Below are 26,571 nucleotides of genomic sequence, written 5' to 3' on the forward strand. Positions count from 1 at the left end.
GGCTGCGATCTTTGATCTTAAAAACGGCACATCCCCCAACACCGTCGCCCGCTGCATCACCCGCCGCGCCGGGCGATAGTCATCCACCGCGTAATGCTGGGTCACGCGGTTGTCCCAGAACGCGATGTCGTCTTTCTGCCAGCGCCAGCGAATGGTGAATTCCGGCCGGGTCGAATGGGCGAACAGGAACTTCAGGATCGCCTCGCTCTCGGTGTCCGATAGCTCGTTGATCTTCGAGGTGAAGCCCTCGTTGACGAACAGTGAGCGACGCCCACTCACCGGATGCGTGCGGATCACCGGGTGCGACAGCGGCGGATTCTTGCGCCGTGCCTCTTCCCATTGGGCCAGCGCTTCGGGCGTGTTACCATAGCGCTCCAGCGGAAACGAACGGGTGAAGTCATGGGTGGCGGTCAGCCCTTCGAGCAGGGTTTTCATCGGCGCCGACAAGGCTTCATACGCCGCGATGCCGCTGGCCCACAGGGTATCGCCGCCAAACTCCGGCAGCAGCTTGGCGCTGAGCACCGCGCCCATGGCCGGGGTCGGCAGGAAGGTCACGTCGGTGTGCCAGATCGCGTTGTCGCGCACGTCTGTGACGGCGGTGTCGAGGATCAGTACCTCAGGTTGTTCCGGCACGTTCGGGTAGATCGGATGAATGTGCAGGTCGCCGAAATTGGCGGCGAATCGCGCCTGCTGCTGCGGCGTGATCGGCTGATCACGGAAGAACAGCACCTGATGCTTGAGCAGCGCCTGCTCTATGGCGTCGCGTTGTTCCAGGTTCAGCGGCTGGCTGACGTCGACGCCGCTGATTTGCGCGCCGAGGGCCGAGCTTAGAGGGACGATGGTCAGGTGGCTCATGGTGGTTCTCTTCAATCCGGGGCGTGCTTTTTGTGGGAGCGGGCTTGCTCGCGAATGCAGACTGTCAGGCAACAAAAAGTGACTGTCACACCGCTTTCGCGAGCAAGCCCGCACACATTTAAAAATCAGTGAGCCTGGCCGTGCCATGGCACCAGTTTGCGTTGCAGGGCGCGCAGGCCCATTTCCATGGCGAAGGCAATCAGCGCGATCACCAGAATCCCCAGCACCACCACATCGGTGACCAGGAACTGCGCAGCCGACTGCACCATGAAACCCAGGCCGCTGGTGGCGGCGATCAGTTCGGCGGCCACCAGTGTCGACCAACCAACTCCGAGGCCAATGCGCACGCCAGTCAAGATGTCCGGCAAGGCACTGGGCAGGATCACATGGCGAATCAACTGCGCGCGGGTCGCACCCAGTGACTGCGCAGCGCGCAGTTTCGCCGGGTCTACCGTGCGCACGCCGGTCGCTGTAGCGATGGCGATCGGGGCGAAAATCGCCAGGTAGATCAGCAGCACTTTCGACAACTCACCGATGCCGCACCAGATCACGATCAGCGGCAGGTAAGCCAGCGGTGGAATAGGGCGGTAGAACTCGATCAGCGGATCCAGCACGCCCCGGGCAATCCGGTTGGCACCGATGGCGATGCCTACCGGCACGGCGGTCAGCACCGCGAAGCCGAGGCCCAGGCCGATGCGGCTGAGGCTTGCGCCCAGGTGCTGCCACAAGGTCGAATCCATGTAGCCGCTGGTGACCAGCAGCCAGCCTTTTTGCAGCACGGCGGACGGCGGCGGCAGAAACAGTGGTTCGATCATTCCAGTGGCGGTGACCGCCCACCAGATGGCAACGAGCGCGACCAGGGTCAGCACGCTGATCCAGCGAGTGCTCAAACTGCGGCGCAGGGACGTGACCGTGGAGCCTGGCTTGACCGCTGCAACGGGAACTTCGTAGCTGCTCATGCGCGCTCCTGCCGCTGGGCGGCGCTGCGTTGGGAGAACACTTTGGCGAGTACGTGTTCGCGGGTTTCGATAAAGCGCGGATCGGACTTGATCGACCGGGCCGACTCACCCGCGGCGTAGCGCTGGCCGAAATCCAGCTGCAGTCGCTCGACGATCTGCCCAGGATTGGGTGCCAGCAGAATCAGGTCCGTGGCGAGAAATACCGCTTCTTCAATGTCGTGGGTAATCAGGAACACCGGCTTGGCGGTGCGCCGCCAGACTTGCAGCAGCAGCTCCTGCATCTGTTCGCGGGTGAAGGCGTCGAGGGCGCCGAAGGGTTCGTCCATCAGCAACACACGCGGGTCGGCAGCGAGCGCGCGGGCCAGGCCGACACGTTGCTTCTGGCCGCCGGAGAGTTGCCAGATACGGCGGCTTTCGAAGCCGGAAAGGTCCACCAGCGCAAGCATTTCCCTTGCGCGGGCTTCGCGTTGGTCCCGGGCAACGCCGGCCAATTCCAGGCCGAAACCGACGTTGGCCAGCACGTCCTGCCAGGGCAGCAGAGCGTCGTCCTGGAACACCACGCCGCGTTCGGCGCTCGGTCCTTTGACCGGCACGCCGTCAAGGGTGATGCGCCCGGCGCTGGGCTCGACGAAACCGGCAATCAGGTTCAACAGCGAAGTCTTGCCACTGCCGGACGGACCGAGGGCCACCAGCAACTGCTGGGGGCCGAGGGTCAGGGAAATATCCGCCAGCACTGGTGCAGGGCTGCCGGGGTACTGTGCGCTGATGCGCTCCAGCTGTAGCAAAGCCATCGTCATTAACTCCCGATCAATCCGTGATGAACTTGGCGCTGACGTACGGCGCGTAGTCCGGCAGCACAGCGTCGACCTTGCCTTGTTCCTTGAGGAACGCGGCGGTGTCGGTGATGGCCTTGGTGGTCGGCGCGCCGAGGGTGATCACCTGGTCAGCCGCCAGCGGGTAGACGTTGCCTTGCAGCAGCAGCGGAATGTCGCTGGCCTTGGCGCCGGAGAGTTTTACCAGCTTGTCGACGTTGCCTTGATTGGCGAGCCAGGCTTGTGGGTCCTTGCGGTATTCGGCGTAGGCATCCAGGGTGACTTTGGCGAACGCGGTGACGATTTCCGGGTGCTTCTCGGCGAAGTCCTTGCGCACGATCCAGGCATCGAAGGTCGGCGCACCGAACTTGGCCAGTTCGCCGGAGGTGATCAGCACTTTGCCGTTTTCCTTGGCTACACCGAGGGCCGGGTCCCACACGTAAGTGGCGTCGATGTCACCGCGTTTCCACGCGGCAATGATGGCTGGTGGAGCGAGGTTGAGCACGGTGACTTTCGAGGGGTCGATGTTCCAGTGCTTGAGCGCGGCCAGCAGGCTGTAGTGGCCGGTGGACACGAACGGTACGGCGATTTTCTTGCCGATCAGGTCCTGCGGGGTCTTGATCCCGGAACCGTCGCGGGCCACCAGGGCTTCGGCGGCGCCGATCTGGGTGGCAATCAGGAAGGTCTCCACCGGCACCTTGCGGGTGATGGCGGCTGTCAGCGGGCTGGAACCGAGGTAGCCGATCTGCACGTCACCCGAGGCGATGGCGGCGATGATGTCGGCACCGTTATCGAATTTGCGCCAGTTGATGTCGGCCTTGGTGGCTTTTTCATACGCGCCGTCGGCCTGGGCGACTTTTGCCGGGTCTACCGTGGTCTGGTAAGCGACGGTCACGTCAGCCGCCTGGGCAAACAGACTCGCCGCAGCCAGGGAGGCGGCCGCCAGCAAGCGAAGAGGGAAATTCAGTTTCATCGGGAAGCTCCTTGTCAGACGACCGAGAGTCGGTGTGAAAAGGAGACTAAATGATATAAGAAACCGAAAATAAATAACTTTTTCGAATGAGCTTATGAGCGGAAAATTCTAAGAGTCTCTTTGTAGGAGCCGGCTTGCCGGCGAACCAGGCAATGCGGTGTGACAGTTGCACCGCCTTCGCTGGCAAGCCAGCTCCTACAGGTTTTGCGTGATATTTGTCTAATTACTGATCGCCAGGATGCTTGCCTGGTACGACCCGACAAACACATCGAAATCACCGACTTCGTTCTGCTCCAGCTCCGCTTGCTGAGCCAGCGACGAACGCGCCCGCTCTTCAAACTTCGCCTGTTCCTCGGCCGGCAACGGCTCGCTGCGGAAAAACTCCGCGTGGACCCGGCTCTGGCGCAGGGAGAACTGGGCAAAGCTTTCCTTGTGCTCAGCCATGGCCGCCAGTACCTGGGCCGATGGCGTCAGGGCAGGGTTCTGGACCTTGGCCATTTGCGCGTCCAGCGCCTTGCTGTGGGCGTCGCCGCCATGGCTCTGATCCAGCAGCGCGGCCAGCGGGGCAATGCGCTCCAGCAATTGGCCGGCCCACTCCTTCAGGTCGACCGGTTGCCCGTCGCGTTGCAATTGCAGGCCCGGGCGACGACCTTCCTTGACCACGCTGAGGAAGTTGGAGGTCGCATTGCCGCAGCTGGTGTTGGTCAGCAACGGGCTGTCGTTCAGCGCGCAGTACAGCAGGAACGCGTCGAGGAAACGCGACTCGGTGAGGTCGATGCCCATCGGCAGGAAGGGGTTGATGTCCAGGCAGCGCACTTCGACGTACTGGATGCCGCGGGCCACCAACGCCTGGATCGGCCGCTCGCCGGTGTAGGTCACGCGTTTCGGGCGGATGTTGGAGTAGTACTCGTTCTCGATCTGCAGGATGTTGGTGTTGAGCTGGACCCACTCACCGTCCTTATGGGTGCCGACTTCGACATAAGGCGGATAGGGTGTCGCCACCGCTTTGCGCAGGCTGTCGGTGTAGCTGTTCAGGTCGTTGTAGCACGGCGTCAGGCCGGCCTGGGCGTTGCTCTGGTAACCCAGGTCGCTCATGCGCAGGCTGGTGGCGTACGGCAAGTACAGGGTATCCGGGTCCAGCTGTTCCAACTGGTGCGAGCGACCACGCAGGAACCCGGCGTCCAGCGCAGGGGATGCGCCGAACAGGTACATCAGCAGCCAGCTGTAGCGGCGGAAGTTACGGATCAGCGCGATATAGGCCGACGACTGATAGTCGCGGTCGGTGCCGACAAAGCCTTCGGCCTGCTTGAGCAGCGGCCAGAGTTTTTCCGGCAGGGAAAAGTTGTAGTGAATACCGGCGATGCACTGCATGGTCTTGCCATAGCGCAGGGCCAGGCCCTTGCGATAGACGTACTTGAGCTGACCGATGTTGGACGTGCCGTAGTAGGCAATCGGGATATCTTCCTCGGCCGGCAGCGGACACGGCATCGAGGGGCTCCACAGGTACTCGTTGCCGAGCTTGCTGTAGGCAAAACGGTGAATGCTGTCCAGGCTCGCCAGCGTATCGGCCGGGTCGGGCAGGGCCGGGGTGATGAACTCCAGCAGCGACTCGGAATAATCGGTGGTGATCTGTTCGTTGGTCAGCGCGGAACCCAATTCTTCCGGGTGCGGCGTTTGCGCCAGGCGACCTTCATCGGTCACGCGCAGGCATTCACGTTCGATGCCGTGAAGGCACTGTTCGAGCAGAGAGAGGTTTGCGCGCTCGCCGAGCAGAGCCAGGCGGCGGTTGAGAAGTTCGCTCAAGTTGGATTCCTTCACGCGTCAGTCGCCCCAATATGGGGGTGGGCAAGACGGTCTACAAGGGTGAAGTTAAAACTGGCGTTTTCGCCTGGTTTTGGAACTCGCCGCAATCGATGTGGGAGCGGGCTTGCTCGCGAAGAAGTTGTGTCAGCCAACAGATAATTACCTGACACACCGCCTTCGCGGGCAAGCGCGCTCCCACAGGAAATTCCGACGCTGTGGTCACAGCGCCGAAATTAACTCAAATCGATGACATCTAGCTACAGGACAGCGAACGTGCCTTGTGCTTTAGCGACCAGTTTGTCGCCTTGCATCACATCGGCTTCGACCACCAGCGTGCGCCGACCCGGGTGGATCACCCGGGCCGTGCACATCACCTCGCCGTCAGCGACGGCGCGGATGTAGTTGATCTTGCACTCGATGGTCGCGCTCTGCTGGTCAAAGCCGTGGGTGCTGGAGCAGGCCAGCCCCATGGCAATGTCCACCAGGCTGAACAAGGCCCCGCCGTGCAGCTTGTTGGCGCGATTGCGCAGTTGTGGCTCAAGCACCAGGGCGACTTGCGCCACCCCGGTTTCCAGGCTGTGCAAACGGCAGCCCAGCAGCTTGAAAAATGCGCTTTCGGTGTACCCGGCAGGGACGTCCATCAGCGCTTCTTCAGCTGTTTGGCGTTGGCGAACAGCGACGCCATGGCGTTGTTGCTCGGCGCTGCGGCCGTGGTTTCCTTGCGCGGTGCGGTGTTCTGGGATTGGCGTGGCGCCGAACCCGGACGCGCACCACGGGCGCCGTCGATTTTCTCGCCCGGGGTGTCGCTCATGCGCATCGACAGGCCCACGCGTTTACGCGGGATGTCGACTTCCATGACCTTGACCTTGACCACATCACCGGCCTTGACCGCTTCCCGTGGATCCTTGATGAACTTCTCCGAAAGTGCGGAGATGTGCACCAAACCGTCCTGATGCACGCCGATATCGACGAATGCGCCGAAGTTGGTCACGTTGGTGACCACGCCTTCGAGAATCATGCCCAGCTGCAGGTCCTTGAGGTCTTCGACGCCTTCCTGGAATTCGGCGGTCTTGAACTCGGGGCGCGGGTCGCGGCCAGGTTTTTCAAGCTCTTGCAGGATGTCGGTGACCGTCGGCAGGCCGAAGGTTTCATCGGTGTACTTCTTCGGATCGAGGCGCTTGAGGAACGCGGCATCGCCGATCAGCGAGCGGATATCGCGGTCGGTCTCGGCGGCGATGCGCTGTACCAGCGGATAGGCTTCCGGGTGCACGGCGGACGAATCCAGCGGGTTCTCGCCGTTCATGACGCGCAGGAAACCAGCGGCCTGTTCGAAGGTTTTTTCGCCCAGGCGCGCGACTTTCTTCAGCGCCGCGCGGGTCTTGAATGCGCCGTGCTCGTCGCGGTGGCTGACGATGTTCTGCGCCAGGGTCGCGTTGAGGCCGGAGATCCGCGCCAGCAGCGCCACGGAGGCGGTGTTGACGTCGACACCCACGGCGTTCACGCAGTCTTCGACCACGGCATCCAGGCCACGGGCCAGTTTCAGCTGCGACACATCGTGCTGGTACTGGCCGACCCCGATGGATTTCGGATCGATCTTCACAAGCTCCGCCAGCGGGTCTTGCAGGCGGCGGGCAATCGAAACGGCACCACGGATCGAAACGTCCAGATCCGGGAATTCCTTCGAGGCCAGTTCAGACGCCGAGTACACCGAAGCGCCCGCCTCGGAAACCATGACCTTGGTCATCTTCATGGCTGGGTATTTCGTGATCAGTTCGGCGGCCAGCTTGTCGGTTTCACGGCTGGCGGTGCCGTTGCCGATGGCGATCAGGTCCACGGAGTGCTTGGCGCAAAGGGCGGCAAGAATCGCGATGGTCTGGTCCCACTTGTTGTGCGGCACGTGCGGGTAAACCGTGGCGTGATCGAGCAGCTTGCCGGTGGAGTCGACCACCGCAACCTTGCAGCCGGTACGCAGGCCCGGGTCGAGGCCCAGGGTTGCGCGCGGGCCGGCCGGTGCCGACAGCAGCAAGTCGTGCAGGTTGTGGGCGAACACGTTGATCGCCTCGGTTTCCGCGCCGTCGCGCAGCTCGCCCAGCAGGTCGGTTTCCAGGTGGGTGTAGAGCTTGACCTTCCAGGTCCAGCGCACCACTTCGCCCAGCCATTTGTCGGCGGCGCGGTTCTGGTTCTGGATGCCGAACTGCTGGCCGATCATGCCCTCGCACGGGTGCATGGTGCCCGGCAGTTCGTCGCCGACCTTCAGCGCGGAGCTGAGGATGCCTTCATTGCGACCACGGAAAATCGCCAGGGCGCGGTGCGACGGCATGCTTTTCAGCGGTTCGTCGTGTTCGAAGTAGTCGCGGAACTTGGCGCCTTCCTCTTCCTTGCCGGCGATCACGCGGGCACTGAGGGTGGCTTCCTGCTTCAGGTAGCTGCGCAGCTTGTCGAGCAATCCTGCGTCTTCGGCGAAGCGCTCCATGAGGATGTACTTGGCGCCTTCGAGGGCTGCCTTCACGTCGGCCACGCCTTTTTCGGCGTCGATGAAGCGCGAGGCTTCGGTTTCCGGGCTCAGGGTCGGGTCGTTGAACAGACCGTCAGCCAACTCGCCGAGACCGGCTTCCAGGGCGATCTGGCCCTTGGTGCGGCGCTTCTGCTTGTACGGCAGGTAAAGGTCTTCGAGACGGGTCTTGGTGTCGGCGAGCTTGATGTCGCGTTCGAGTTGCGGGGTCAGCTTGCCTTGCTCCTGGATGCTGGCAAGGATGCTGATGCGCCGTTCGTCGAGTTCTCGCAGGTAGCGCAGACGCTCTTCCAGATGACGCAGCTGGGTGTCATCGAGGCTGCCGGTCACTTCTTTCCGGTAACGGGCGATGAAGGGCACCGTGGAGCCTTCATCGAGTAGCGCGACGGCCGCTTCGACCTGTTGTGGGCGTACGCCGAGTTCCTCGGCGATGCGGCTGTTGATGCTGTCCATAAAACCACCTGACAAATTGTGAAAGCAGGCTCGCAGGCGCGCAGATAAAGGCCTGGCGAGTCTGGTTGAGCGGCCTGGCCTGCGCCGCTACCTGGATCAAAGGTATCCCGTTGACCCGTGAAATCGAACAATTACTGCCGGCGCCATGAAAATAAAAAGCAGCTGGCCGGCGTAACGATCAGACGTTGCCTGACACAAAAGGCCGCGCATTATAACCAGCGTTGCGTCCTTCGGGGACATCGCAGGTTGTAGGCATAATCCCCGGATTTCTGGCGATAAAGGAAAAATCTGCTAACAATGCACACGGTGCGTATAACGGCAGCTACGCCATAATGCGCGCCGAGATCAAAGGAGCATCCAATGAGCAGCACTGCACAAACTGCTGAAGGCGAAAAAATTCTTATCGTTGACGACGATCCAGGGCTGAGCAGCCTGTTGGAACGTTTTTTCGTCAGCAAGGGCTACCGCGCCCGCGCCGTACCGAACACTGAGCAAATGGATCGCCTGCTGGCGCGCGAAGTGTTCAACCTGGTCGTCCTCGACCTGATGTTGCCCGGCGAAGACGGCCTGACCGCCTGCCGCCGCCTGCGCGGCGCGAACAATCAAATCCCGATCATCATGCTGACCGCCAAGGGCGATGAGCTGAGCCGGATCAAGGGCCTGGAACTGGGCGCCGACGATTACCTGGCCAAGCCGTTCAACCCGGACGAGCTGATGGCCCGCGTAAAAGCCGTCCTGCGTCGTCAGTCGGCTCCGGTGCCGGGCGCGCCGGGCAGCGAAGACGAAAGCGTGACCTTCGGTGACTACGAGCTGTCCCTGGCCACCCGCGAACTCAAGCGTGGTGAAGAAGTGCACATGCTCACCACCGGCGAATTCGCGGTGCTCAAGGCATTGGTGATGAATGCCCGCCAGCCATTGACCCGCGACAAGCTGATGAACCTGGCCCGTGGGCGTGAGTGGGATGCCCTGGAGCGCTCCATCGACGTGCAGATTTCCCGCCTGCGCCGGATGATCGAACCCGATCCGTCCAAGCCGCGCTACATCCAGACCGTCTGGGGTGTGGGTTACGTGTTCGTTCCGGATGGCGCCGCCACCAAGTGATCGACGATTTGTAGGCGCGGGTTTGTGCGGGCAACGGGCAAGATGGCCTTGCCCGCAGACTCGCGACCGGCAATGTGCGAGCATCGCTCGCTCCTGCACGTGTTTAACGGTTACCCATGAAAACCCCGGTTTGGTTCCCCCAGAGTTTCTTCTCCCGCACCCTTTGGCTGGTGCTGATCGTCGTGCTGTTTTCCAAGGCGCTGACCCTGGTTTATCTGCTGATGAACGAAGACGTGCTGGTGGACCGCCAGTACAGCCATGGCGTCGCCCTGACGCTGCGCGCCTACTGGGCCGCCGATGAAGAAAATCGCGAAAAGATCGCCGATGCTGCAACCCTGATCCGGGTGGTGGGCGCCGGTGTGCCGGAGGGCGAACAACACTGGCCCTACAGCGAGATCTATCAGCGGCAGATGCAAGACGAACTGGGGGCCGATACCGAGGTGCGCTTGCGCATGCACTCGCCACCGGCGCTGTGGGTTCGGGCGCCCAGCCTGGGCGATGGCTGGCTGAAAGTGCCGCTGTATCCGCACCCGTTGCGTGGCCAGAAAATCTGGAATGTGCTCGGCTGGTTCCTCGCCATCGGCCTGCTTTCCACGGCCTCGGCGTGGATCTTCGTCAGCCAGCTCAATCAGCCCCTCAAACGCCTGGTGTATGCCGCGCGGCAACTCGGCCAGGGGCGCAGCGTGCGCCTGCCGATCAGTGATACGCCCAGTGAAATGACCGAGGTCTATCGCGCCTTCAACCAGATGGCCGAAGACGTAGAGCAGGCCGGTCGCGAGCGCGAACTGATGCTGGCCGGGGTTTCCCATGACCTGCGCACGCCGTTGACCCGGTTGCGCCTGTCTCTGGAGCTGATGGGCGACCATAACGACCTGACGGACGCCATGGTGCGCGATATCGAGGACATGGACGCCATTCTCGATCAGTTCCTGGCGTTCATTCGCGATGGTCGTGACGAGTCGGTGGAGGAGGTGGACCTGAGCGATCTCGTCCGCGAGGTCGCCGCACCGTACAACCAGAACGAAGAGAAAGTACAACTGCGCCTGGAGCCGATCCAGCCGTTCCCGTTGCGGCGGGTGTCGATGAAGCGACTGTTGAACAACCTGATTGGCAACGCCTTGAATCATGCAGGCAGCGGGGTCGAGGTGGCGGCCTATGTGTCTGGGGACACCAGTGCGCCTTATGTCGTCCTGAGCGTCATGGACCGTGGCGCCGGGATAGATCCATCCGAGCTGGAAGCAATTTTCAACCCGTTCACCCGGGGTGACCGCGCTCGGGGCGGCAAGGGTACTGGTTTGGGACTGGCGATCGTGAAGCGGATCGCTTCGATGCATGGTGGCAATGTTGAGTTGCGCAACCGTTCGGGGGGCGGCCTGGAAGCGCGGGTGCGCTTGCCGTTGGGGCTGATGTTGCCGCGGGACGCTGTTTAAAACCCGATTTTTCAGTGGAGCTGATGGCCCCTTCGCGAGCAAGCCCGCTCCCACAGTGATCTGGGGTGTATCCAAAGTCTGTATTCACTGGAAATCACTGTGGGAGCGGGCTTGCCCGCGAAGGCGGCTTCCTTGCCACCAACAGATTCGGCGTTTAACCCTTCCCTTTGGTCCGAGTCATATTCGGCCCACCATTCTTCTCAAGATGCTCAATGATGATCCCCGCCACGTTCTTGCCGGTGGTGGTCTCGATCCCTTCAAGCCCCGGCGACGAGTTCACCTCCATCACCAGCGGCCCATGATTGGAACGCAGGATATCCACCCCCGCCACGGCCAGTCCCATGACCTTCGCCGCGCGCAAAGCGGTCATGCGTTCTTCCGGGGTAATCTTGATCAAGCTAGCGCTGCCACCGCGATGCAGGTTGGAGCGGAACTCTCCGGGTTTGGCCTGGCGCTTCATGGCTGCAATGACTTTGTCGCCCACCACGAAGCAGCGAATGTCGGCGCCGCCGGCCTCCTTGATGTACTCCTGGACCATGATGTTCTGCTTGAGGCCCATGAATGCCTCGATCACCGACTCCGCCGCCGTGGCGGTTTCGCACAGCACCACGCCGATACCCTGGGTGCCTTCCAGCACCTTGATCACCAGGGGGGCACCGTTGACCATTGCGATCAGGTCGGGAATATCGTCCGGCGAGTGGGCAAAGCCGGTGACCGGCAAACCGATGCCCCGGCGTGACAGCAATTGCAGCGAACGCAGCTTGTCCCGCGAGCGAGCAATGGCCACCGATTCGTTGAGTGGAAACACCCCCATCATTTCGAACTGGCGCAACACCGCGCAACCATAAAACGTGACCGACGCGCCGATCCGCGGGATCACCGCGTCAAAGCCTTCCAGCGGCTTGCCGCGGTAGTGGATCTGCGGCTTGTGGCTGGCAATGTTCATGTAGGCGCGCAGGGTATCGACCACCACCATTTCATGGCCGCGTTCGGTACCGGCTTCGACCAGGCGGCGGGTGGAATACAGACGCGGGTTCCGCGACAGCACAGCGATCTTCATGCAACACCTGTGGAAGAGGTAGATACCGGGAACACCGGCTTGTCTTGTACATATTTGATGCCCGGATTGACGACCAGCTGGCCATCAATCAGGGCTTTGGAGCCGAGCAACAGGCGATAACGCATGGATTTGCGGCAGGCGAGCGTGAACTCGACCCGCCAGACCCGGTCGCCGAGGGCCAGGGTGGTGCTGATCACGTATCGAACCTGCGCATGACCGTTGGAGCTTTTAATGGTTTTTCTCGTCACCAGGGGTGCCTCGCAGCGGCGGTGACGCAACTGCACCACCGTGCCCAGGTGCGCGGTAAAGCGCACCCATTGCTCGCCGTCGCGTTCGAATGTTTCGATGTCGGTGGCATGCAGGCTGGAGGTGCTGGCGCCGGTGTCGATTTTTGCCCGAAGGCCCGCGACTCCCAAATCCGGGAGCGCCACCCACTCGCGCAGACCGACAACGGTCAAATGGTCAAATGTCTTCAAATTTGCTCAACCGGTAGAAACCGCTCTGGCCGCAAGCGGCAGAATTCGCGGTATTCACGCAGAATAATGGTTAAAAGGCGACAGATATCTACGGCCCGGATTTCCAGCCCCGCGAGGCAGTTCTGGAATGACTGCATTGTAATCCGAGACGGCTTAATTCTTGGTACGAGGAAACGGTAGTACAGTTCATCAATATTTCAGGATGAGGAAATTCCATGGCACAAAAAAACGAAGAGGATGACAAAGTCCGGCTCGATAAATGGCTGTGGGCAGCGCGGTTCTATAAAACCCGTGCCTTGGCCAAGGCGGCGATCGAAAGCGGCAAGGTGCACTGCCGGGGCGAGCGCTGCAAACCGGGCAAGGAGCCGCGTATTGGCGACGAATTCGTGATCCGTACCGGTTTCGAGGAGCGCACGGTGGTGGTCCAGGCGTTGTCGATCGTGCGCCGTGGTGCGCCCGAAGCACAGACGCTGTATGCCGAGACCGAAGCCAGCATCGCCAAGCGCGAGAATGCCGCGGCCGAGCGCAAGGCAGGTGCCTTGGGCGTGAGTACCGATGGCAAGCCGAGCAAGAAACAGCGGCGCGATCTGTTCAAGTTTCGCGGCAGCAGCAACGAGTGATTGACCGGAGCCACCGATCGCGCCAATCAGGCCAGGACTTGTAATTGCGCCTGTGCGTAGCCATATGAGGTAATTAGTCTGCCGTGTTTGTGCCATTCGTCGTAAAGCGCGCACAGCCACTGGACTGCAGGCCATAACCAGGCAGCCATACGCTATAGCCAAGGCGTAACCTCTTTCTGTAAACACTTTTGTCACCTATTCAGATACCAGACTTATGACCGACTTACCGGATAACGACTTCACCCAACGCTTCATCTTCGATGACAGCGACACCCGCGGCGAGATGGTTTCGCTGGAGCTCAGCTACGCTGAAGTCCTGGCCAAGCACGCCTATCCGGAGCCGGTTGCGCAACTGCTCGGCGAACTGATGGCGGCTGCGGCGTTGCTGGTCGGCACCTTGAAATTCGATGGCCTGCTGATCCTTCAGGCCCGCTCCGAAGGCCCGATTCCGCTGCTGATGATCGAGTGCTCCAGTGAGCGCGACATCCGTGGCCTGGCCCGTTACGAAGCGGACCGGATCGCCCCCGATGCCAGCCTGGCCGACTTGATGCCGGATGGTTCGCTGACGTTGACCATCGATCCGAAGCAAGGCCAGCGCTACCAGGGCGTCGTCGATCTGGACGGTGAAACCTTGTCCGACTGCTTCACCAACTACTTCGTCATGTCCCAGCAGATCGGTACGCGCATCAAGCTCTGCGCCGATGGCCGCCGCGCCCGTGGCCTGTTGCTGCAGCAACTGCCCGCCGATCGCCTGAAAGACGAAGAAGAGCGCGCCGCCAGCTGGCAACACCTCACTGCGCTGGCGACCACCCTGACGGCCGATGAGCTGCTGGGCCTGGACAACGAAACCGTGCTCCATCGTCTCTATCACGAAGAGCAGGTGCGTCTGTTCGATGTGCAGAAACTGCGCTTCCGCTGCAGCTGCTCGCGCGAACGTTCGGCCAATGCGTTGGTCAGTCTGGGTATGGAAGACGCGCAAAACCTGGTGGTCGAACACGGTGGAAAAATCGAGATCGATTGCCAGTTCTGCAACCAGCAGTACCTGTTCGACGCCGCCGATGTCACCCAATTGTTCGCCGGAGCGGGTGTCGAGACGCCGTCAGATACCCGGCACTAAAACGGTTCAGCGCAGGTAAATTCACTGGAAAGTGGCGTAATAGCGCCGTTACGACGGGAGGGCCCTACTCTTTTTGGGCTTTTCTGGCATAATCCGGCCCACTTTTTTCGCGGTAGTAGTGCACGACTTTCTACTACAAAACGTTTGGAGCACTCGGCCACTGGCCGACGGGGAACCTCATGACGCAAGCCAATAACGCCGTGTACACCGATCTGAGTGTTGATGATCTGGTTAAAGAAGCCCTCAACCGCGGTGAAGGCGAGCTTGCCGATACCGGCGCACTGGTTGTTCGCACCGGTCACCGTACCGGCCGTTCGCCAGTCGATCGTTTCATCGTTGAAGAGCCGTCCACCTCGGCCGCCATCGCCTGGGGCCCGATCAACCGCAAGTTCCCGGCCGACAAGTTCGATGCCCTGTGGGATCGCGTCGAGGCGTTCAACAACGCGCAAGAGCACTTCGTTTCCCACGTGCATGTAGGCGCGGCCGAAGATCACTACCTGGCCGTGAAGATGACCACTCAGACTGCCTGGCAGAACCTGTTTGGCCGTTGCCTGTTCATCAACCCGGCCCAGTACAACCCGGCTGGCCGTGAAGAGTGGCAAGTGCTCAACGTTGCCAACTTCGAGTGCGTGCCTGAGCGTGACGGCACCAACTCCGACGGTTGCGTGATCCTCAACTTCGCGCAGAAGAAAGTGCTGATCGCTGGCATGCGCTACGCCGGTGAAATGAAGAAAGCCATGTTCTCGGTGCAGAACTTCCTGCTGCCGGCCGCCGACGTGCTGCCAATGCACTGCGCTGCCAACATCGGCGAAGAAGGCGACGTGACCCTGTTCTTCGGTCTGTCCGGCACTGGTAAGACCACCCTGTCCGCCGACGAAAGCCGTTACCTGATCGGTGACGACGAACACGGCTGGGGCGAGGGCGTGGTGTTCAACATCGAAGGCGGTTGCTATGCCAAGTGCATCGACTTGTCCGAGAAGAACGAGCCGGTCATCTGGAAAGCCATCAAGCACGGCGCGGTCCTGGAAAACGTCGTTATCGACGATGCCAAGCACGCCGACTACGCCGATGTCAGCCTGACCCAGAACAGCCGTGCCGCCTACCCGCTGGAGCACGTTGCCAAGCGTTCCGAGAAGAACCTCGGTGGCGAGCCGAACGCTGTGATCTTCCTGACCTGCGACCTGACCGGCGTACTGCCGCCAGTGTCGATCCTCAACGAAGAGCAAGCGGCCTACCACTTCCTGTCCGGCTACACCGCGCTGGTGGGCTCGACCGAAATGGGTTCGGGCAGCGGCATCAAGTCGACCTTCTCCACCTGCTTCGGCGCACCGTTCTTCCCGCGTCCAGCTGGCGAATACGCAGAGCTGCTGATCAAGCGCATCCGCGGCTTCGGTTCCAAGGTTTACCTGGTCAACACTGGTTGGACCGGTGGTGGCTACGGCGTCGGCAAGCGCTTCAACATCCCGACCACCCGTGCGGTGATCGCAGCGATCCAGAGCGGCGCGCTGATCGGTACCGAAACCGAGCACCTGGACACAATCAACCTCGACGTGCCACTGGCCGTACCGGGCGTTGAGACTGGCCTGCTGAACCCACGCAATACCTGGGCCGACAAAGCCGCCTACGACGAAGCCGCCAAAGCACTGGCCGGCCTGTTCATCGAGAACTTCAAGAAGTTCGAAGTGAGCGACGCGATCAAGGCTGCCGGTCCTCAGTTGTAAGTGTTGGTTTGATGCAATGAAAAAGCCGCCCTTCGGGGCGGCTTTTTTGTAGGCGACGTTTCAGGTTTTCAGGTGCAAGACAAACGCGCCTACCAACACCAGTACTACCCCCAGTACCTGCACCTTCGCCAGCCGTTCCTTGAAAAACACATACCCCAGGATCGCCGCTATCCCTCCCGACAGCGTGCTGATCACCGTCACCACCGAAACCGACCCGGCCACTGCGCCCCAGGCGAATGACGAAAACCCGCCGAGGTTCATCAGGCTGGCGCCGGTCAGCGTCACGCAGTTTTTCAGCGGCGGGATTTTCAAGCCGTCGTCGATCCTGAGCACGATCACCACCAGCACCATCAGGCCCACCAGATACGCGAGCCAGAGCATCGTTACCGGTCCGAGTGTCGGCAGGACGAAGCGACCTTGCAGCCAGAAACTGGTGCCGTAGAACGCTGCTGCCAGCAGTGCGTAGGCGATGGAACTGCTGGCTTGGGTGTTGTGTGGCACCTTCGGGTCGGAGTGAATGCTGGACAGAACCACACCGAGCACACAAAGGCCGATGCACAGCAACTGGATCAGGCTGATGTGTTCGCCGCCGGCCCAGGACAACAGCGTGGTCACCACGCCATAGGACGTCACCAGCGGGGCGACGATGGAGGCTTTGCCCAAGGCGAAGGCCTTGGACAAGGCCAAGGCTCCGGACACCGTCAACACGGCGGCGGCGAGGCCGAAGAGCCAGGTTTCCAGCGGTGCGGCCAAGGACCGCAGAATGAATACCGGGAAGGCGACCAACAGCAGGCTCATGATGGTAAAGCCCAGCGCCTGACCGAAATACACGGCACGTTTGACGCCAACCGCGCGGGCGTTCAAGCCCACCAGGAAATCCGTGCCGCCCCACAGCACGGCGGCCAACAAGCCCATCAGAACGTCCACGCAATATCCTTATCGTTATTCGCCGGGGACGCTACAGGCTTTCAAGTTCATCCGTGTCCCAGCGTTGGGCCTTGATGGCCCGGTAGAGCATGCCGATGGTCAAAGGCACCTTGTCGCCGCGACCCTTGGCTTTGCGCTTAAGGAATACATCGTAGCCGTCAGGCTGGAAATAGCGATAGCTGTCGTAATCCACGAAATCGATGGCGAAGTGGTCTTCCAGGGTTTGACTTGGGCAAATCTTATTGTTCGTCAGAGAGGATGGGAAGGGCGGGAGCAGATTGCGGCGAAGCATTTTGCATGTACTTGGCGATGGCTTTTTCTCGAGTGGACAGTGGTTTTTCGAGATCTGCCGGCGACGTGTTGAATCCTGCAAAACGCAAGCTTGCTAGATGTTTGAGCGGCTGACCTTTTCGTAATACGACTGTTTTTGTTTGAGCGTTAGCTTGCTATAACGTTGCTTCAGGTGGCTAATGCATTCAATACATGGACAGGGTCATTATGAATAGCTTTCAGCAAAGCCTTAGCCGGCCCCGTTGGCTCGCGACGGCCCTGCTCCCAATTTCGCAAAGTGCCAAGTTGGACGTCGATCAATGCTGCGAATTTGGCTTGAGTTAAACCAGTGGCCTTACGGATTTCTTTGACGTGCAACGCAACTACTTGAAATTCGCGGGAAGGTCGCCGCTCACCCCGTACAATCTCGTCCATCTGTTGTACGCTTTCCATCAGCTCATCAAAAAATTTGCTCATGGTTATCTCCAGTGTTCAATGACTGCTTTCAACGCTTTGCGCTCATCGGCGGTCAAATCTTGTTGTTCATTTTTAGGGTAGATCATCAATAAAGCGATTTGCGATGCCGAGATGAAATGATAGTAAATCACTCGAGCTCCGCCTCGTTTACCATGTCCCTTCGCTGCGACCCGCATTTTGCGGATCCCGCCTGTCCCTTCGATAACGTCGCCGGCTGAAGGGTTCGACACCAGCAGCTTCTGTAATATCGCGTAGGCATCGTCATCCAATAATTCTTTGGCTCGACGAGTGAAGATTGAGGTTTCAATAAAAATCATCAGTAATGTACGCCATTGGCTTACTTTTTGGCAGTGCCGGCGGTCCTGAATGACCTCCGCTTTTTCAGTTGCGACCATTATTGTTCTTCAGCCGGTCAGTTTCGGCAGGCGTTGCCGGGCGATGTCGAGCAGGTCGTTGCCGTCCTGGGTCAGCAGGTACAGCGCATTGACGATGTTGGGGATATCGCGGGTGTCGGCCTGTTTGAAGCACAGGCAATACAAGGTCTCCAGCAGGTCGCTGGCGGCGCGGATGCGCTGGCGGGCGGCGTCGAGGATTTCCAGGGGATCGGCCTCGGTGTCGATCACCAGTACCGGGGATTCGCTGTTGCTGGATTTGAGCGGGCGATAGCGGTCGGTCAGTGGGTCGGGGCGGATCATCGAGGTGGGTCCTGTGCGAAATCGGCAAGTGCGCCCGGTAAGCCCAGACACGGTTTTTCAGCCTTGCCGGAAACTATAGAAGGGCGTGGTGTTGTGCGACAAGACGGCTGAGATCGACAGGTGTTGTAGGGTTTTGCGCGGTTATTGAGGAAAGGGACTACAGACGCCGCAGAAGCTGTAGGGCATTTCGAATTTCGCTGCCCGCGAAGGCGATTTGCCAGGCGCCGCACTCCCAAGCCATCCGCTGTATCATCCCGTATCGTTTTTGCCCCCGACCTTTTCTCGACTCGCTGCGATCGCCGGCTAGGCTTTGCTCATCGCAGCAGTCAACGGAGTGACAGCTTATGCACAACACCCTGGAACAGGTTTTCGGTTATCCACAGTTTCGGCCCGGTCAGGAGGCAACGATCAGCGCAGTGCTGGCGGGGCGATCGGCGGCGGCAATTTTCCCCACTGGCTCCGGCAAGTCCCTTTGCTATCAGCTGTCGGCCGTATTGCTGCCGCACCTGACGTTGGTGGTCTCGCCCTTGCTGGCGTTGATGCAGGATCAGTTGGCGTTCCTGCAACGCCACGGCATTGCGGCGGGCAGTATCGATTCGGCCCAGAGCCGCGATGACGCCAGCGATGTCATGGCCCGCGCCAAGTCCGGCGAACTGAAAATCCTGATGGTCTCCGTGGAGCGCTTGAAAAACGAGCGCTTTCGTAATTTCCTGCAGCAGGTGCCAATCTCGTTGCTGGTGGTGGACGAGGCGCACTGCATCTCCGAATGGGGGCATAACTTTCGCCCGGATTACCTCAAGCTTCCGGACTATCAGCGCCAGTTCAATATCCCCCAGGCGTTGTTGCTGACCGCCACCGCGACGCCGAAAGTGATCGCCGACATGCAGGCGAAATTCGCCATCGAACCTGGCGACGTGGTGACCACCGGTTTCTATCGGCCGAACCTCAATCTGTGGGTGGAGCCGGTTCGCGGCCAGGACAAGCGCCGACGCCTGGTTGAATGGATGAGCCAGCGACCCGGCCAACCGAGCATCGTCTACGTCACCCTGCAGAAAACCGCCGAGCACATTGCCGAACATCTGCAGCGCCATGGCATTCAGGCCGAGGCCTATCACGCCGGCTTGCCTCACGAGCAGCGCGAAGGCATCCAGAAGCGTTTCATGGGCGGGCAGTCCAATTGTATCGTCGCTACCATCGCCTTCGGCATGGGCATCGACAAGAGCGATATCCGTAACGTCGTGCATTTCGACCTACCCAAATCGATCGAAAACTACAGCCAGGAAATCGGCCGTGCCGGGCGTGACGGGTTGCCATCGGACTGCCTGGTGCTGGCCAACCGCGACAGCCTCAACGTGCTGGAAAACTTCGTCTATGGCGACACGCCTGAACGGGACGGTATCCGCTGCGTGCTCGACGAGATGCGGGCCGCCGCGCCCGAGGGACAATGGGAGTTTCTGCTGGGGCCACTGGCGGACCAGAGCAACATCCGCCAGCTGCCGCTCAAGACCTTGCTGGTTCAGCTGGAGCTTCGTGGTCTGATCGCTCCGCGTTATGCCTACTACGCCGAATACCGGTTCAAGTATCTGCAGGAGCCCGAGCAATTGCTGGCTCGCTTCGAGGGTGAGCGCAGGGATTTCGTCGCGGCGATCATCCAGACGTCCCCGCGCGCGCGTACCTGGGCCACGGTGAATTTCGATGCGCTGTACGAACAGCATCAGGCCGAGCGCAGTCGGGTGGTCAAGGCGCTGGATTATTTCCAGGAAAAGGGCTGGGTCGAGCTTGAAAGCAAGCTGATGACCGAGGTCTACAGCCTGCTGCAAACCGATTTCGACAGTGCCGAGTTGAGTGCAGAGCTGCACGCCGGCTTCACTCGGCATGAGCAGACCGAGGTTGCGCGGATACACGCCATGCTGGATCTGTTCGCCACTGATCGCTGCCTGGGTTATCGCCTGGCCGAGTATTTCGGCGACGAAAATGTGCCCCGTCAGTGTGGGCATTGTTCGGTTTGTCACGGGCAAGTCGCACGACTGCCAGCACCCCCGGAGTTGCCTGCGCTTGAGGATAAAAATTTCGAGGCGCTGTGTAGCGATTTTATCCACAAGCATGAACAACACACGGGGAGTTTGCCGTCGGCCGAGCGTGTGACGCGGTTTCTGTGCGGGATCAGTGTGCCCTTGTTTACCAAGCTCAAGGTGCGGACGATTTCGGGATTTGCGGTGTTGGAAGATTATCCGTATGCCGAGGTTCGAGGGTGGGCCGAGGCACACCTCTAACCCGTGTGTGGGCGCATCCATCCGCTGAATGTTGCTCATCACAGGAATAAATTTCAAAAAAGCGCAGCGGCTGACTATGGTGAGGGCTGTCTTCGGATCGCCAACAAGAGAACAGAACATGAGCCAGACACCGTTCGATATTCAGCGCGCAGCCGTGATCGGCGCGGGCACCATGGGCCGCGGCATTGTCATGTGCCTGGCCAACGCCGGGGTAGCGGTGCAATGGGTCGATAACAATCCGCAGATGCTTGAACAGGCACTGGTCACCGTGGCGGACACCTACGCCCATAGTGTTCGGCAAGAACGCATCGATCAGGCCGAGGCCGATGCCCGTATCGCGCGGGTCACGGCAGCGGCCAATTATGCGGCCATCCGTGACGTCGACCTGGTGATCGAAGCCGTTTACGAAAACCTCGAGCTCAAGCAGTCAATCTTCCGCGAACTGGATGGCCTGCTCAAACCTGAAGCCATTCTGGCGAGCAACACTTCAGCGCTGGACATTGATGCCATCGCTGCCGTCACACGCCGTCCGCAACAAGTCCTGGGCCTGCACTTTTTCAGTCCGGCGCACATCATGAAACTGCTCGAAATCGTCCGCGGAGCCCAGACTGCCCCAGCGGTGCTGGAAGCCGCACTGGCGTTGGGCAAGCGCATGGGCAAGGTCAGTGTGGTGTCGGGCAATTGCGACGGCTTCATCGGCAATCGCATGCTCAATACCTACGTGCTGGAGGCGCGCAAAATGCTGCTGGAGGGTGCTTACCCTTACCAGGTGGATGCGGCGCTGCAAGGTTTCGGTTTCGCCATGGGGCCATTCCGCATGTTCGACGTGGTTGGCGTCGATTTGCAATGGCGTGCCCGGCAACTGTCCGGCGTTGGGCAGGATGCGCCAGAGGTGCAGGTGGATAACCGTCTGTGTGAATTGGGCCGTTTTGGCCAGAAGAGCGGCGATGGCTTCTACCACTATGAACCGGGTAGCCGTCAGGCTGAGCACGATCCGCAGGTCGATGTGCTGGTACTGGAAGTCAGCGAAGGACTGGGGTTCCATCGTCGCGAGATAAGTCAGGAGGAGATTCTGGAGCGATGCCTGCTGGCGCTGGTCAATGAGGGCGCGAAGATTCTTCAGGAAGGCATCGCCGGATCGGCCCATGACATCGATCTGGTTTACCTCAACGGATACGGGTTCCCGGCGGACAAGGGCGGGCCGATGGCCTGGGCGGATCAGCAGGGGTTGGCGGATATTCATCAGCGGCTGTTGGCACTGGAGACCCGCCAGGGCGATCACTGGAGCCCGGCGCGGTTGATTGGTGAGTTGGCGGCGGCGCGGAAAGGGTTTGCCGACAAGTAATTGATGTGGCGCCTGTTCCGGCGCCTTCGCGAGCAAGCCCGCTCCCACAGTTGAAGGCGTTCCACTGTGGAGCGGGCTTGCTCGCGAAGAACGATAACGCGGTTTTTCGCCTTAAATTGGTCATCCAACCTCAGGAATCAACGCTGATGCCCCAACGCTCGGAATACCCGCACCTTCAGCCCATCACTACACGCTGGCACGACAATGACGCCTATGGCCACGTCAACAACGTCACCTACTACAGCTTCTTCGACACGGCGGTGAACACCTACCTCATCGAAGTCGGTGGGCTGGACATCCACGATGGCGAGGTGGTGGGTTTCGTGGTGAGTTCGGCCTGTGATTACTTTGCTTCCATCGCCTTCCCGGATCGGATCGAGATCGGCTTGCGGGTCGGCAAGTTGGGCAGCAGCTCGGTGCAGTACGAATTGGCGGTGTTCAAGCAAGGGGAAGACGAGGCCTGTGCGGCGGGGCGCTTCGTGCATGTGTTCGTCGACCGGGCATCGAATCAGCCGGTGGCGATTCCGCTCGCATTGCGCAGTGCGATGGAGCGCCTGGTAGTTTAAAACGGGCAAAAAAAATCGCAGCCCTTGGGCTGCGATTTTATCTATCAGTGAACCGCCTGGTATTCCGGGATCAGTCACGATGGCGATAGTACTTGTGATGCTTGCGGTGGCCATACGCATGACCGCGACCTGGGTGGCCGTCACGGTAGTAACGACGATCATCATGACCGCGATATCGACGACCGTCATGATCATCGTCATCATCATCGGCTTTGTTGCCCATATAGTTACCCAGCGCGCCACCGGCACCGCCGCCTGCTGCGGAGCCGATCAGGCTGCCGGTGGTGCCGCCAACGCTGCGGCCAACCACGTTACCGCCTGCTGCGCCCAACGCACCGCCAATAGCGGCTTCGCCACGGCTGCGTTTGTCTGCGCCGACTGCGCTACCACCCGCGCCGCCCAGGGCCGCGCCGATGGTGGAACCTGTATTGCCGCCCAGCGATTGGCCGACGACCGAGCCCAAAACCCCGCCCAATGCGCCGCCCACACCTGCTTCGGTGGTGCCGCCAGCAGAGGCCATGCCACTGACCAGGCCAAGGGACAACAAGAGAATCGAGGAGAACTTCATGGAGGAACCTCAAGGGGATGACGACGCGATCCTGAGGCTGTGTCATGGGCGTGACAATCGAAATCCGACGAGTAACACGACTTGAGCACATTTCTATAAGTTGCTGTTTTTTGGGCGGAACTTAATGGTTTTTCGCCGGTCTTTAGTTACTTCGGACAGGCCGTTTTTGAGAAAAAACGGCCTTTTTTGTGGGCGTTTGGAAACTGTTTCATCCGGATTATTCGTTGGATGATCCACCGCTTTCGCGAGCAAGCCCGCTCCCACATTGAATACCAGGCGTACATAAAATCTGTGTTCGCTGAAGATCAAATGTGGGAGCGGGCTTGCTCGCGAAGACGCCAGTCCAGGCGCCGAATCAGGCCGACCTGGCCATGATCAACCCAGTCTCACTCGCCGCTTCCAACCGGATCGCCACGAACTTCGACGTTGGTGTATGGCTGCCATCCCCGGTGCTCTCCAGCGGCACCAGCGGATTCACTTCCGGATAGTACGCCGCCGCTTGTCCTGCAGGAATATCAAATGCCAGCAGCGTGAAGCCCTTCACCCGTCGTACAACGCCATCATCCCAGATCGACACGATGTCCGCCTTCTGCCCCGGCTTGAAGCCCAGGCGAATGATGTCAGCTTCGTTGACGAACAGCACATCACGTTGGCCTTTAACCCCGCGGTAACGGTCATTGAGACCATAGATCGTGGTGTTGTACTGATCGTGGGAGCGCATCGATTGCATGATCAGGTCCGGCAACACACCGGTGGCTCGGGTACGTTCGTGAACCAGATCCCTGGGTAGCGCGTTCGGGCGGAAGTTGGCCCGGCCGGATGCGGTATTCCACTTGCGCGCGCCGGCGCTGTTGCCCAGGTAGAAGCCGCCTGGGTGCTTGACCCTTTCGTTGAAATCCTTGAAGCCTGGGATGGTATCGGCAATCAAGTCGCGGATGCGCCTGTAGTCGGCCACCAGCCAGTTCCAGTCGACCGGATGGCTGCCCAGGGTCGCGGCGGCGATGCCGGCCAGGATCGCCGGTTCCGAGCGCATCTGGTTCGACAGTGGCTGCAACTGTCCGTTGGAGGCGTGGACCATGCTGAACGAATCTTCGACAGTCACCGCTTGCGCGCCTTCAGTCTGGATGTCGATGTCGGTACGGCCCAGGCACGGCAGGATCAGGGCGTCTTTGCCGTGAGTCAGATGACTGCGGTTAAGCTTGGTGCTGATCTGCACGGTCAGGTCGCAGTTGCGCAGGGCCTGGAAGGTGCGCGGGCTGTCCGGGGTGGCTTGAGCGAAGTTGCCACCCAGGCCGATGAAGACTTTGGCCCGGCCTTCGGCCATGGCATGAATCGCCTCGACCACGTTGTGGCCGTTTTCCCGCGGAACCTTGATCTGGAAGCGACGCTCCAGGGCATCAAGGAACGCCACGGGTGGCCGTTCGTTGATGCCCATGGTCCGGTCGCCCTGCACGTTGCTGTGGCCACGCACCGGGCACAGGCCGGCGCCTGGCCGTCCGATGTTGCCGCGCAGCAACATCAGGTTGGTGATTTCCTGGATGGTCGCGACCGAATGGCGATGCTGGGTGATGCCCATGGCCCAGCACATGATGACGTTCTTGCCCTTGGCGTACATGCGCGCCGCGCGCTCGATTTCCACCAGGGGCAGGCCGGACTGCTCGACGATCTGCTCCCATGGGGTTTCGTCGATGGCGGCCAGGTAGTCCAGTACATTGACGCTGTGTTCATTGAGGAAGGCGTGATCGAACACCGCAGGCTCGCCCGCATTCTGTGCATCACGCTCCCATTGCAGCAGGAATTTCGCCATACCCCGCATGATCGCCATGTCGCCGCCCAGCGCCGGACGGAAGTACGCGGTGTTGGTCGGTTTGTCGCCATTGGTGAGCATTTCGATCGGGTGTTGCGGGTGCTGGAAGCGCTCCAGGCCGCGCTCTTTCAGTGGGTTGATGCACACCACCTGTGCGCCGCGCTTCACTGCTTCACGCAACGGTTCGAGCATCCGAGGATGGTTGGTGCCAGGGTTCTGGCCCCAGACGAAAATCGCATCGGCGTGTTCGAAGTCGTCGAAGGTCACGGTGCCTTTGCCGACGCCGACACTTTGTGACAGCGCCACGCCGCTGGCTTCGTGGCACATGTTCGAGCAGTCGGGGAAGTTGTTGGTGCCATAGGCGCGCACGAACAGTTGGTACAAGAAAGCCGCTTCGTTACTGGCCCGGCCGGAAGTATAGAACTCGGCCTGGTCCGGGCTCGCCAAGCCGTTCAGGTGTTTGGCGATCAGCGCAAAGGCAGCGTCCCAACTGATCGGCTTGTAGCGATCGGTCTCGGCGTCATAGCTCATCGGCTCGGTCAGCCGGCCCTGATATTCAAGCCAGTAGTCGCTTTGCTCCAGCAGCGAAGTGACGCTGTGTTTGGCGAAAAAACTGGCGTCGACGCGGCGTTTGGTCGCTTCCCAGTTCACCGCCTTGGCGCCGTTCTCACAGAACATCACCATGCCGGCTTCGTTGGAGTCACCCCAGGCGCAACCGGGACAGTCGAAGCCGCCGTTCTTGTTGGTCTTGAGCATCATGCGCAGGTTTTTCAGCGCGTTGTCGCTGCCCAACCAGGCCTGGGCGACGCTGATCAGTGCGCCCCAACCTCCGGCCGGGCCTGTGTAGGGTTTGTAGCGAGGGACAGGTTTCTGGTCGGCTTGACGGTGTTGACTCACGCTTGGTTCTCCAACGCTGGGCTGTAGACCCGCGGCGCATTCTTTTGTGGCAGATGGATGAGATTGAGGTTGTGGCGACGGGCCCATTGCACGGCAAGGCCCGTGGGAGACGACAGGCTGACCAGGGTCTGGATGCCGGCGCGCAAGACTTTCTGGATCAATTCGAGGCTGCAGCGACTGGTGACGATCGCCAGCCCGCCTGCCGTCGGAATGTTTTGCCGGATCAAGCCACCGATCAATTTGTCGAGGGCGTTGTGCCGGCCGATATCTTCACGGCCCAGCAACAGTTGGCCCTGGTCGTTCATGAACACGGCCGCGTGCACCGCCCCGCAGTGCTGGCCAAGCGGCTGGAAAGCGCCAATGCGCTGGCGCAGGCCATCGAGCCATTCAATGGGTGGCAGCGGGGCGCCCGGCAATACCTGGAGGTCCGGCAATGCCTGCTCGACCGCTTCCACGCCGCACAGCCCGCAACCGCTGGTACCGGCCAGTTGCCGACGCTGTTGCTTGAGGTTCCAGAACGCGCGATTGGCGATGGTCACTTGCGCGTACTGCGCCGAGCCCGCGCCGCTGAGTTGCAGGTCATAGATGTCCGTGGCGTCCTGGATGATGCCGCTGCCCAGGCTGAAGCCGACGATGAAGTCTTCAAGGTCCGTGGGCGTTATCAGCATCACCGCCTGGCTGATGCCGTTATAGGCAATCGCCAGTGCGACTTCCTCGGCCAGCGCGGTGCTGGCCGACTCCGAGTGTTCAAGATTGCTGTAGCTGTACGTTTGGCTGGCGTCGGGCGCGGGCGTTTCGAGGGCAGGCGCCGCGCAGGCTGGGCGCTTGGCGTTCATGGCATCACCGAGGGTTTG

Annotated in this window: 23 protein-coding genes and 2 pseudogenes; 8 read left to right on the forward strand and 17 right to left on the reverse strand. The window is 60.7% G+C overall.

Annotated features, from left to right (window positions below; all coding sequences use genetic code 11):
* Positions 1 to 15: 15 nt before the first annotated feature.
* The 7 genes and pseudogenes from tauD to DKB71_RS01805 form a co-directional block, all read right to left on the reverse strand.
* Positions 16 to 855, reverse strand: a pseudogene (gene tauD, locus DKB71_RS01775) (taurine dioxygenase); the annotation flags it as partial.
* A 125-nt stretch (positions 856 to 980) separates the two neighbouring features.
* Positions 981 to 1,814 carry a taurine ABC transporter permease TauC gene (tauC, locus tag DKB71_RS01780; RefSeq protein ID WP_323606549.1) on the reverse strand — a complete coding sequence of 278 codons (834 nt, stop codon included), beginning with the start codon at positions 1,812 to 1,814 and terminating at the stop codon, positions 981 to 983.
* Complete coding sequence (tauB, locus tag DKB71_RS01785) at positions 1,811 to 2,605, reverse strand: taurine ABC transporter ATP-binding subunit (RefSeq protein ID WP_408599477.1); 795 nt, start codon at positions 2,603 to 2,605, stop codon at positions 1,811 to 1,813. The genes tauC and tauB overlap by 4 nt, the downstream gene beginning before the upstream one ends.
* Positions 2,606 to 2,621: 16 nt before the next feature.
* Positions 2,622 to 3,599 carry a taurine ABC transporter substrate-binding protein gene (gene tauA / locus DKB71_RS01790; RefSeq protein WP_323606547.1) on the reverse strand — a complete coding sequence of 326 codons (978 nt, stop codon included), beginning with the start codon at positions 3,597 to 3,599 and terminating at the stop codon, positions 2,622 to 2,624.
* A 219-nt stretch (positions 3,600 to 3,818) separates the two neighbouring features.
* A complete protein-coding gene (gshA, locus tag DKB71_RS01795; protein ID WP_408599478.1) occupies positions 3,819 to 5,402 on the reverse strand; it encodes a glutamate--cysteine ligase in 1,584 nt (527 codons plus the stop codon).
* Positions 5,403 to 5,659: 257 nt separating this feature from the next.
* A complete protein-coding gene (locus DKB71_RS01800) occupies positions 5,660 to 6,043 on the reverse strand; it encodes a PaaI family thioesterase (protein ID WP_274075087.1) in 384 nt (127 codons plus the stop codon).
* A complete protein-coding gene (locus DKB71_RS01805; protein WP_408599479.1) occupies positions 6,043 to 8,367 on the reverse strand; it encodes a Tex family protein in 2,325 nt (774 codons plus the stop codon). The genes DKB71_RS01800 and DKB71_RS01805 overlap by 1 nt, the downstream gene beginning before the upstream one ends.
* 360 nt (positions 8,368 to 8,727) lie before the next feature.
* Between DKB71_RS01805 and ompR the strand changes: the two genes are divergently transcribed.
* Both ompR and DKB71_RS01815 read left to right on the forward strand, forming a co-directional pair.
* Entirely contained in the window at positions 8,728 to 9,468 is a 741-nt protein-coding gene (gene ompR / locus DKB71_RS01810) for a two-component system response regulator OmpR (RefSeq protein WP_218441155.1), read from the forward strand.
* Between the two features lie 116 nt (positions 9,469 to 9,584).
* Positions 9,585 to 10,898 carry an ATP-binding protein gene (locus DKB71_RS01815; protein WP_274075089.1) on the forward strand — a complete coding sequence of 438 codons (1,314 nt, stop codon included), beginning with the start codon at positions 9,585 to 9,587 and terminating at the stop codon, positions 10,896 to 10,898.
* A 154-nt stretch (positions 10,899 to 11,052) separates the two neighbouring features.
* On the opposite strand, the gene rimK is transcribed toward DKB71_RS01815, so the two are convergent.
* Both rimK and DKB71_RS01825 read right to left on the reverse strand, forming a co-directional pair.
* Positions 11,053 to 11,958 carry a 30S ribosomal protein S6--L-glutamate ligase gene (gene rimK, locus DKB71_RS01820; protein WP_034148478.1) on the reverse strand — a complete coding sequence of 302 codons (906 nt, stop codon included), beginning with the start codon at positions 11,956 to 11,958 and terminating at the stop codon, positions 11,053 to 11,055.
* Entirely contained in the window at positions 11,955 to 12,416 is a 462-nt protein-coding gene (locus DKB71_RS01825; protein ID WP_178134291.1) for an ATP-dependent zinc protease, read from the reverse strand. Before DKB71_RS01825 ends, rimK begins: the two co-directional genes overlap by 4 nt.
* 233 nt (positions 12,417 to 12,649) lie before the next feature.
* Here DKB71_RS01825 and DKB71_RS01830 point away from each other — a divergent pair, with 233 nt between their 5' ends.
* From DKB71_RS01830 to DKB71_RS01840, 3 genes are all read left to right on the forward strand, one after another.
* Positions 12,650 to 13,054, forward strand: a complete 405-nt coding sequence (locus DKB71_RS01830; protein WP_274075090.1) for an RNA-binding S4 domain-containing protein — start codon at positions 12,650 to 12,652, stop codon at positions 13,052 to 13,054.
* A gap of 214 nt (positions 13,055 to 13,268) precedes the next feature.
* Positions 13,269 to 14,171, forward strand: coding sequence for an Hsp33 family molecular chaperone HslO (gene hslO / locus DKB71_RS01835; protein ID WP_274075091.1), 903 nt, complete (start codon positions 13,269 to 13,271; stop codon positions 14,169 to 14,171).
* A gap of 179 nt (positions 14,172 to 14,350) precedes the next feature.
* The gene (locus DKB71_RS01840; protein ID WP_323606545.1) at positions 14,351 to 15,892 is read left to right on the forward strand and encodes a phosphoenolpyruvate carboxykinase; all 1,542 of its coding nucleotides are present in this window, start codon (positions 14,351 to 14,353) and stop codon (positions 15,890 to 15,892) included.
* Between the two features lie 60 nt (positions 15,893 to 15,952).
* Here the strand turns inward: DKB71_RS01840 and DKB71_RS01845 are convergent, their stop codons facing one another.
* The 5 genes and pseudogenes from DKB71_RS01845 to DKB71_RS01865 form a co-directional block, all read right to left on the reverse strand.
* Positions 15,953 to 16,807, reverse strand: coding sequence for an EamA family transporter (locus DKB71_RS01845; protein WP_408601051.1), 855 nt, complete (start codon positions 16,805 to 16,807; stop codon positions 15,953 to 15,955).
* Between the two features lie 43 nt (positions 16,808 to 16,850).
* Positions 16,851 to 17,045 (reverse strand): annotated as a pseudogene (locus DKB71_RS01850) (hypothetical protein); the annotation flags it as partial.
* Between the two features lie 233 nt (positions 17,046 to 17,278).
* Entirely contained in the window at positions 17,279 to 17,566 is a 288-nt protein-coding gene (locus DKB71_RS01855; RefSeq protein WP_274075093.1) for a DNA-binding transcriptional regulator, read from the reverse strand.
* 2 nt (positions 17,567 to 17,568) lie between these two features.
* Complete coding sequence (locus DKB71_RS01860) at positions 17,569 to 17,883, reverse strand: type II toxin-antitoxin system RelE/ParE family toxin (RefSeq protein ID WP_274075177.1); 315 nt, start codon at positions 17,881 to 17,883, stop codon at positions 17,569 to 17,571.
* A gap of 87 nt (positions 17,884 to 17,970) precedes the next feature.
* A complete protein-coding gene (locus tag DKB71_RS01865) occupies positions 17,971 to 18,261 on the reverse strand; it encodes a hypothetical protein (RefSeq protein ID WP_274075094.1) in 291 nt (96 codons plus the stop codon).
* A gap of 344 nt (positions 18,262 to 18,605) precedes the next feature.
* Here DKB71_RS01865 and DKB71_RS01870 point away from each other — a divergent pair, with 344 nt between their 5' ends.
* The 3 genes from DKB71_RS01870 to DKB71_RS01880 all read left to right on the forward strand — a co-directional run bounded on the left by DKB71_RS01870 (position 18,606) and on the right by DKB71_RS01880 (position 22,445).
* Positions 18,606 to 20,534 (forward strand): ATP-dependent DNA helicase RecQ, encoded by a 1,929-nt coding sequence (locus DKB71_RS01870; protein WP_408599480.1) that lies wholly within the window; start codon positions 18,606 to 18,608, stop codon positions 20,532 to 20,534.
* 118 nt (positions 20,535 to 20,652) lie between these two features.
* On the forward strand, positions 20,653 to 21,879 hold the full coding sequence (locus DKB71_RS01875) for a 3-hydroxyacyl-CoA dehydrogenase NAD-binding domain-containing protein (protein ID WP_408599481.1): 1,227 nt from the start codon (positions 20,653 to 20,655) through the stop codon (positions 21,877 to 21,879).
* Between the two features lie 146 nt (positions 21,880 to 22,025).
* The gene (locus DKB71_RS01880) at positions 22,026 to 22,445 is read left to right on the forward strand and encodes an acyl-CoA thioesterase (RefSeq protein ID WP_408599482.1); all 420 of its coding nucleotides are present in this window, start codon (positions 22,026 to 22,028) and stop codon (positions 22,443 to 22,445) included.
* Between the two features lie 70 nt (positions 22,446 to 22,515).
* On the opposite strand, the gene DKB71_RS01885 is transcribed toward DKB71_RS01880, so the two are convergent.
* The 3 genes from DKB71_RS01885 to fdhD form a co-directional block, all read right to left on the reverse strand.
* Entirely contained in the window at positions 22,516 to 23,013 is a 498-nt protein-coding gene (locus DKB71_RS01885; RefSeq protein ID WP_274075098.1) for a glycine zipper domain-containing protein, read from the reverse strand.
* Positions 23,014 to 23,368: 355 nt separating this feature from the next.
* Positions 23,369 to 25,717 (reverse strand): FdhF/YdeP family oxidoreductase, encoded by a 2,349-nt coding sequence (locus DKB71_RS01890; protein WP_408599483.1) that lies wholly within the window; start codon positions 25,715 to 25,717, stop codon positions 23,369 to 23,371.
* Entirely contained in the window at positions 25,714 to 26,553 is an 840-nt protein-coding gene (fdhD, locus tag DKB71_RS01895) for a formate dehydrogenase accessory sulfurtransferase FdhD (protein ID WP_408599484.1), read from the reverse strand. The genes DKB71_RS01890 and fdhD overlap by 4 nt, the downstream gene beginning before the upstream one ends.
* Positions 26,554 to 26,571: the final 18 nt, after the last annotated feature.

It is taken from the genome of Pseudomonas sp. PLMAX (genome assembly GCF_046042685.1).
GTDB lineage: Bacteria > Pseudomonadota > Gammaproteobacteria > Pseudomonadales > Pseudomonadaceae > Aquipseudomonas > Aquipseudomonas putida_AE.

Coding starts and splice junctions, on each gene's coding strand:
- DKB71_RS01885 (WP_274075098.1), bottom strand. CDS start 23,013: ATGAAGTTCTCCTCGATTCTCTTGTTGTCCCTTGGCCTGGTCAGTGGC.
- fdhD (WP_408599484.1), bottom strand. CDS start 26,553: ATGAACGCCAAGCGCCCAGCCTGCGCGGCGCCTGCCCTCGAAACGCCC.
- tauC (WP_323606549.1), bottom strand. CDS start 1,814: ATGAGCAGCTACGAAGTTCCCGTTGCAGCGGTCAAGCCAGGCTCCACG.
- rimK (WP_034148478.1), bottom strand. CDS start 11,958: ATGAAGATCGCTGTGCTGTCGCGGAACCCGCGTCTGTATTCCACCCGC.
- tauB (WP_408599477.1), bottom strand. CDS start 2,605: ATGGCTTTGCTACAGCTGGAGCGCATCAGCGCACAGTACCCCGGCAGC.
- DKB71_RS01815 (WP_274075089.1), top strand. CDS start 9,585: ATGAAAACCCCGGTTTGGTTCCCCCAGAGTTTCTTCTCCCGCACCCTT.
- DKB71_RS01855 (WP_274075093.1), bottom strand. CDS start 17,566: ATGAGCAAATTTTTTGATGAGCTGATGGAAAGCGTACAACAGATGGAC.
- DKB71_RS01870 (WP_408599480.1), top strand. CDS start 18,606: ATGCACAACACCCTGGAACAGGTTTTCGGTTATCCACAGTTTCGGCCC.
- DKB71_RS01880 (WP_408599482.1), top strand. CDS start 22,026: ATGCCCCAACGCTCGGAATACCCGCACCTTCAGCCCATCACTACACGC.
- DKB71_RS01830 (WP_274075090.1), top strand. CDS start 12,650: ATGGCACAAAAAAACGAAGAGGATGACAAAGTCCGGCTCGATAAATGG.
- DKB71_RS01840 (WP_323606545.1), top strand. CDS start 14,351: ATGACGCAAGCCAATAACGCCGTGTACACCGATCTGAGTGTTGATGAT.
- DKB71_RS01865 (WP_274075094.1), bottom strand. CDS start 18,261: ATGATCCGCCCCGACCCACTGACCGACCGCTATCGCCCGCTCAAATCC.
- DKB71_RS01845 (WP_408601051.1), bottom strand. CDS start 16,807: ATGGGCTTGTTGGCCGCCGTGCTGTGGGGCGGCACGGATTTCCTGGTG.
- DKB71_RS01805 (WP_408599479.1), bottom strand. CDS start 8,367: ATGGACAGCATCAACAGCCGCATCGCCGAGGAACTCGGCGTACGCCCA.
- DKB71_RS01875 (WP_408599481.1), top strand. CDS start 20,653: ATGAGCCAGACACCGTTCGATATTCAGCGCGCAGCCGTGATCGGCGCG.
- ompR (WP_218441155.1), top strand. CDS start 8,728: ATGAGCAGCACTGCACAAACTGCTGAAGGCGAAAAAATTCTTATCGTT.
- DKB71_RS01800 (WP_274075087.1), bottom strand. CDS start 6,043: ATGGACGTCCCTGCCGGGTACACCGAAAGCGCATTTTTCAAGCTGCTG.
- tauA (WP_323606547.1), bottom strand. CDS start 3,599: ATGAAACTGAATTTCCCTCTTCGCTTGCTGGCGGCCGCCTCCCTGGCT.
- DKB71_RS01860 (WP_274075177.1), bottom strand. CDS start 17,883: ATGATTTTTATTGAAACCTCAATCTTCACTCGTCGAGCCAAAGAATTA.
- hslO (WP_274075091.1), top strand. CDS start 13,269: ATGACCGACTTACCGGATAACGACTTCACCCAACGCTTCATCTTCGAT.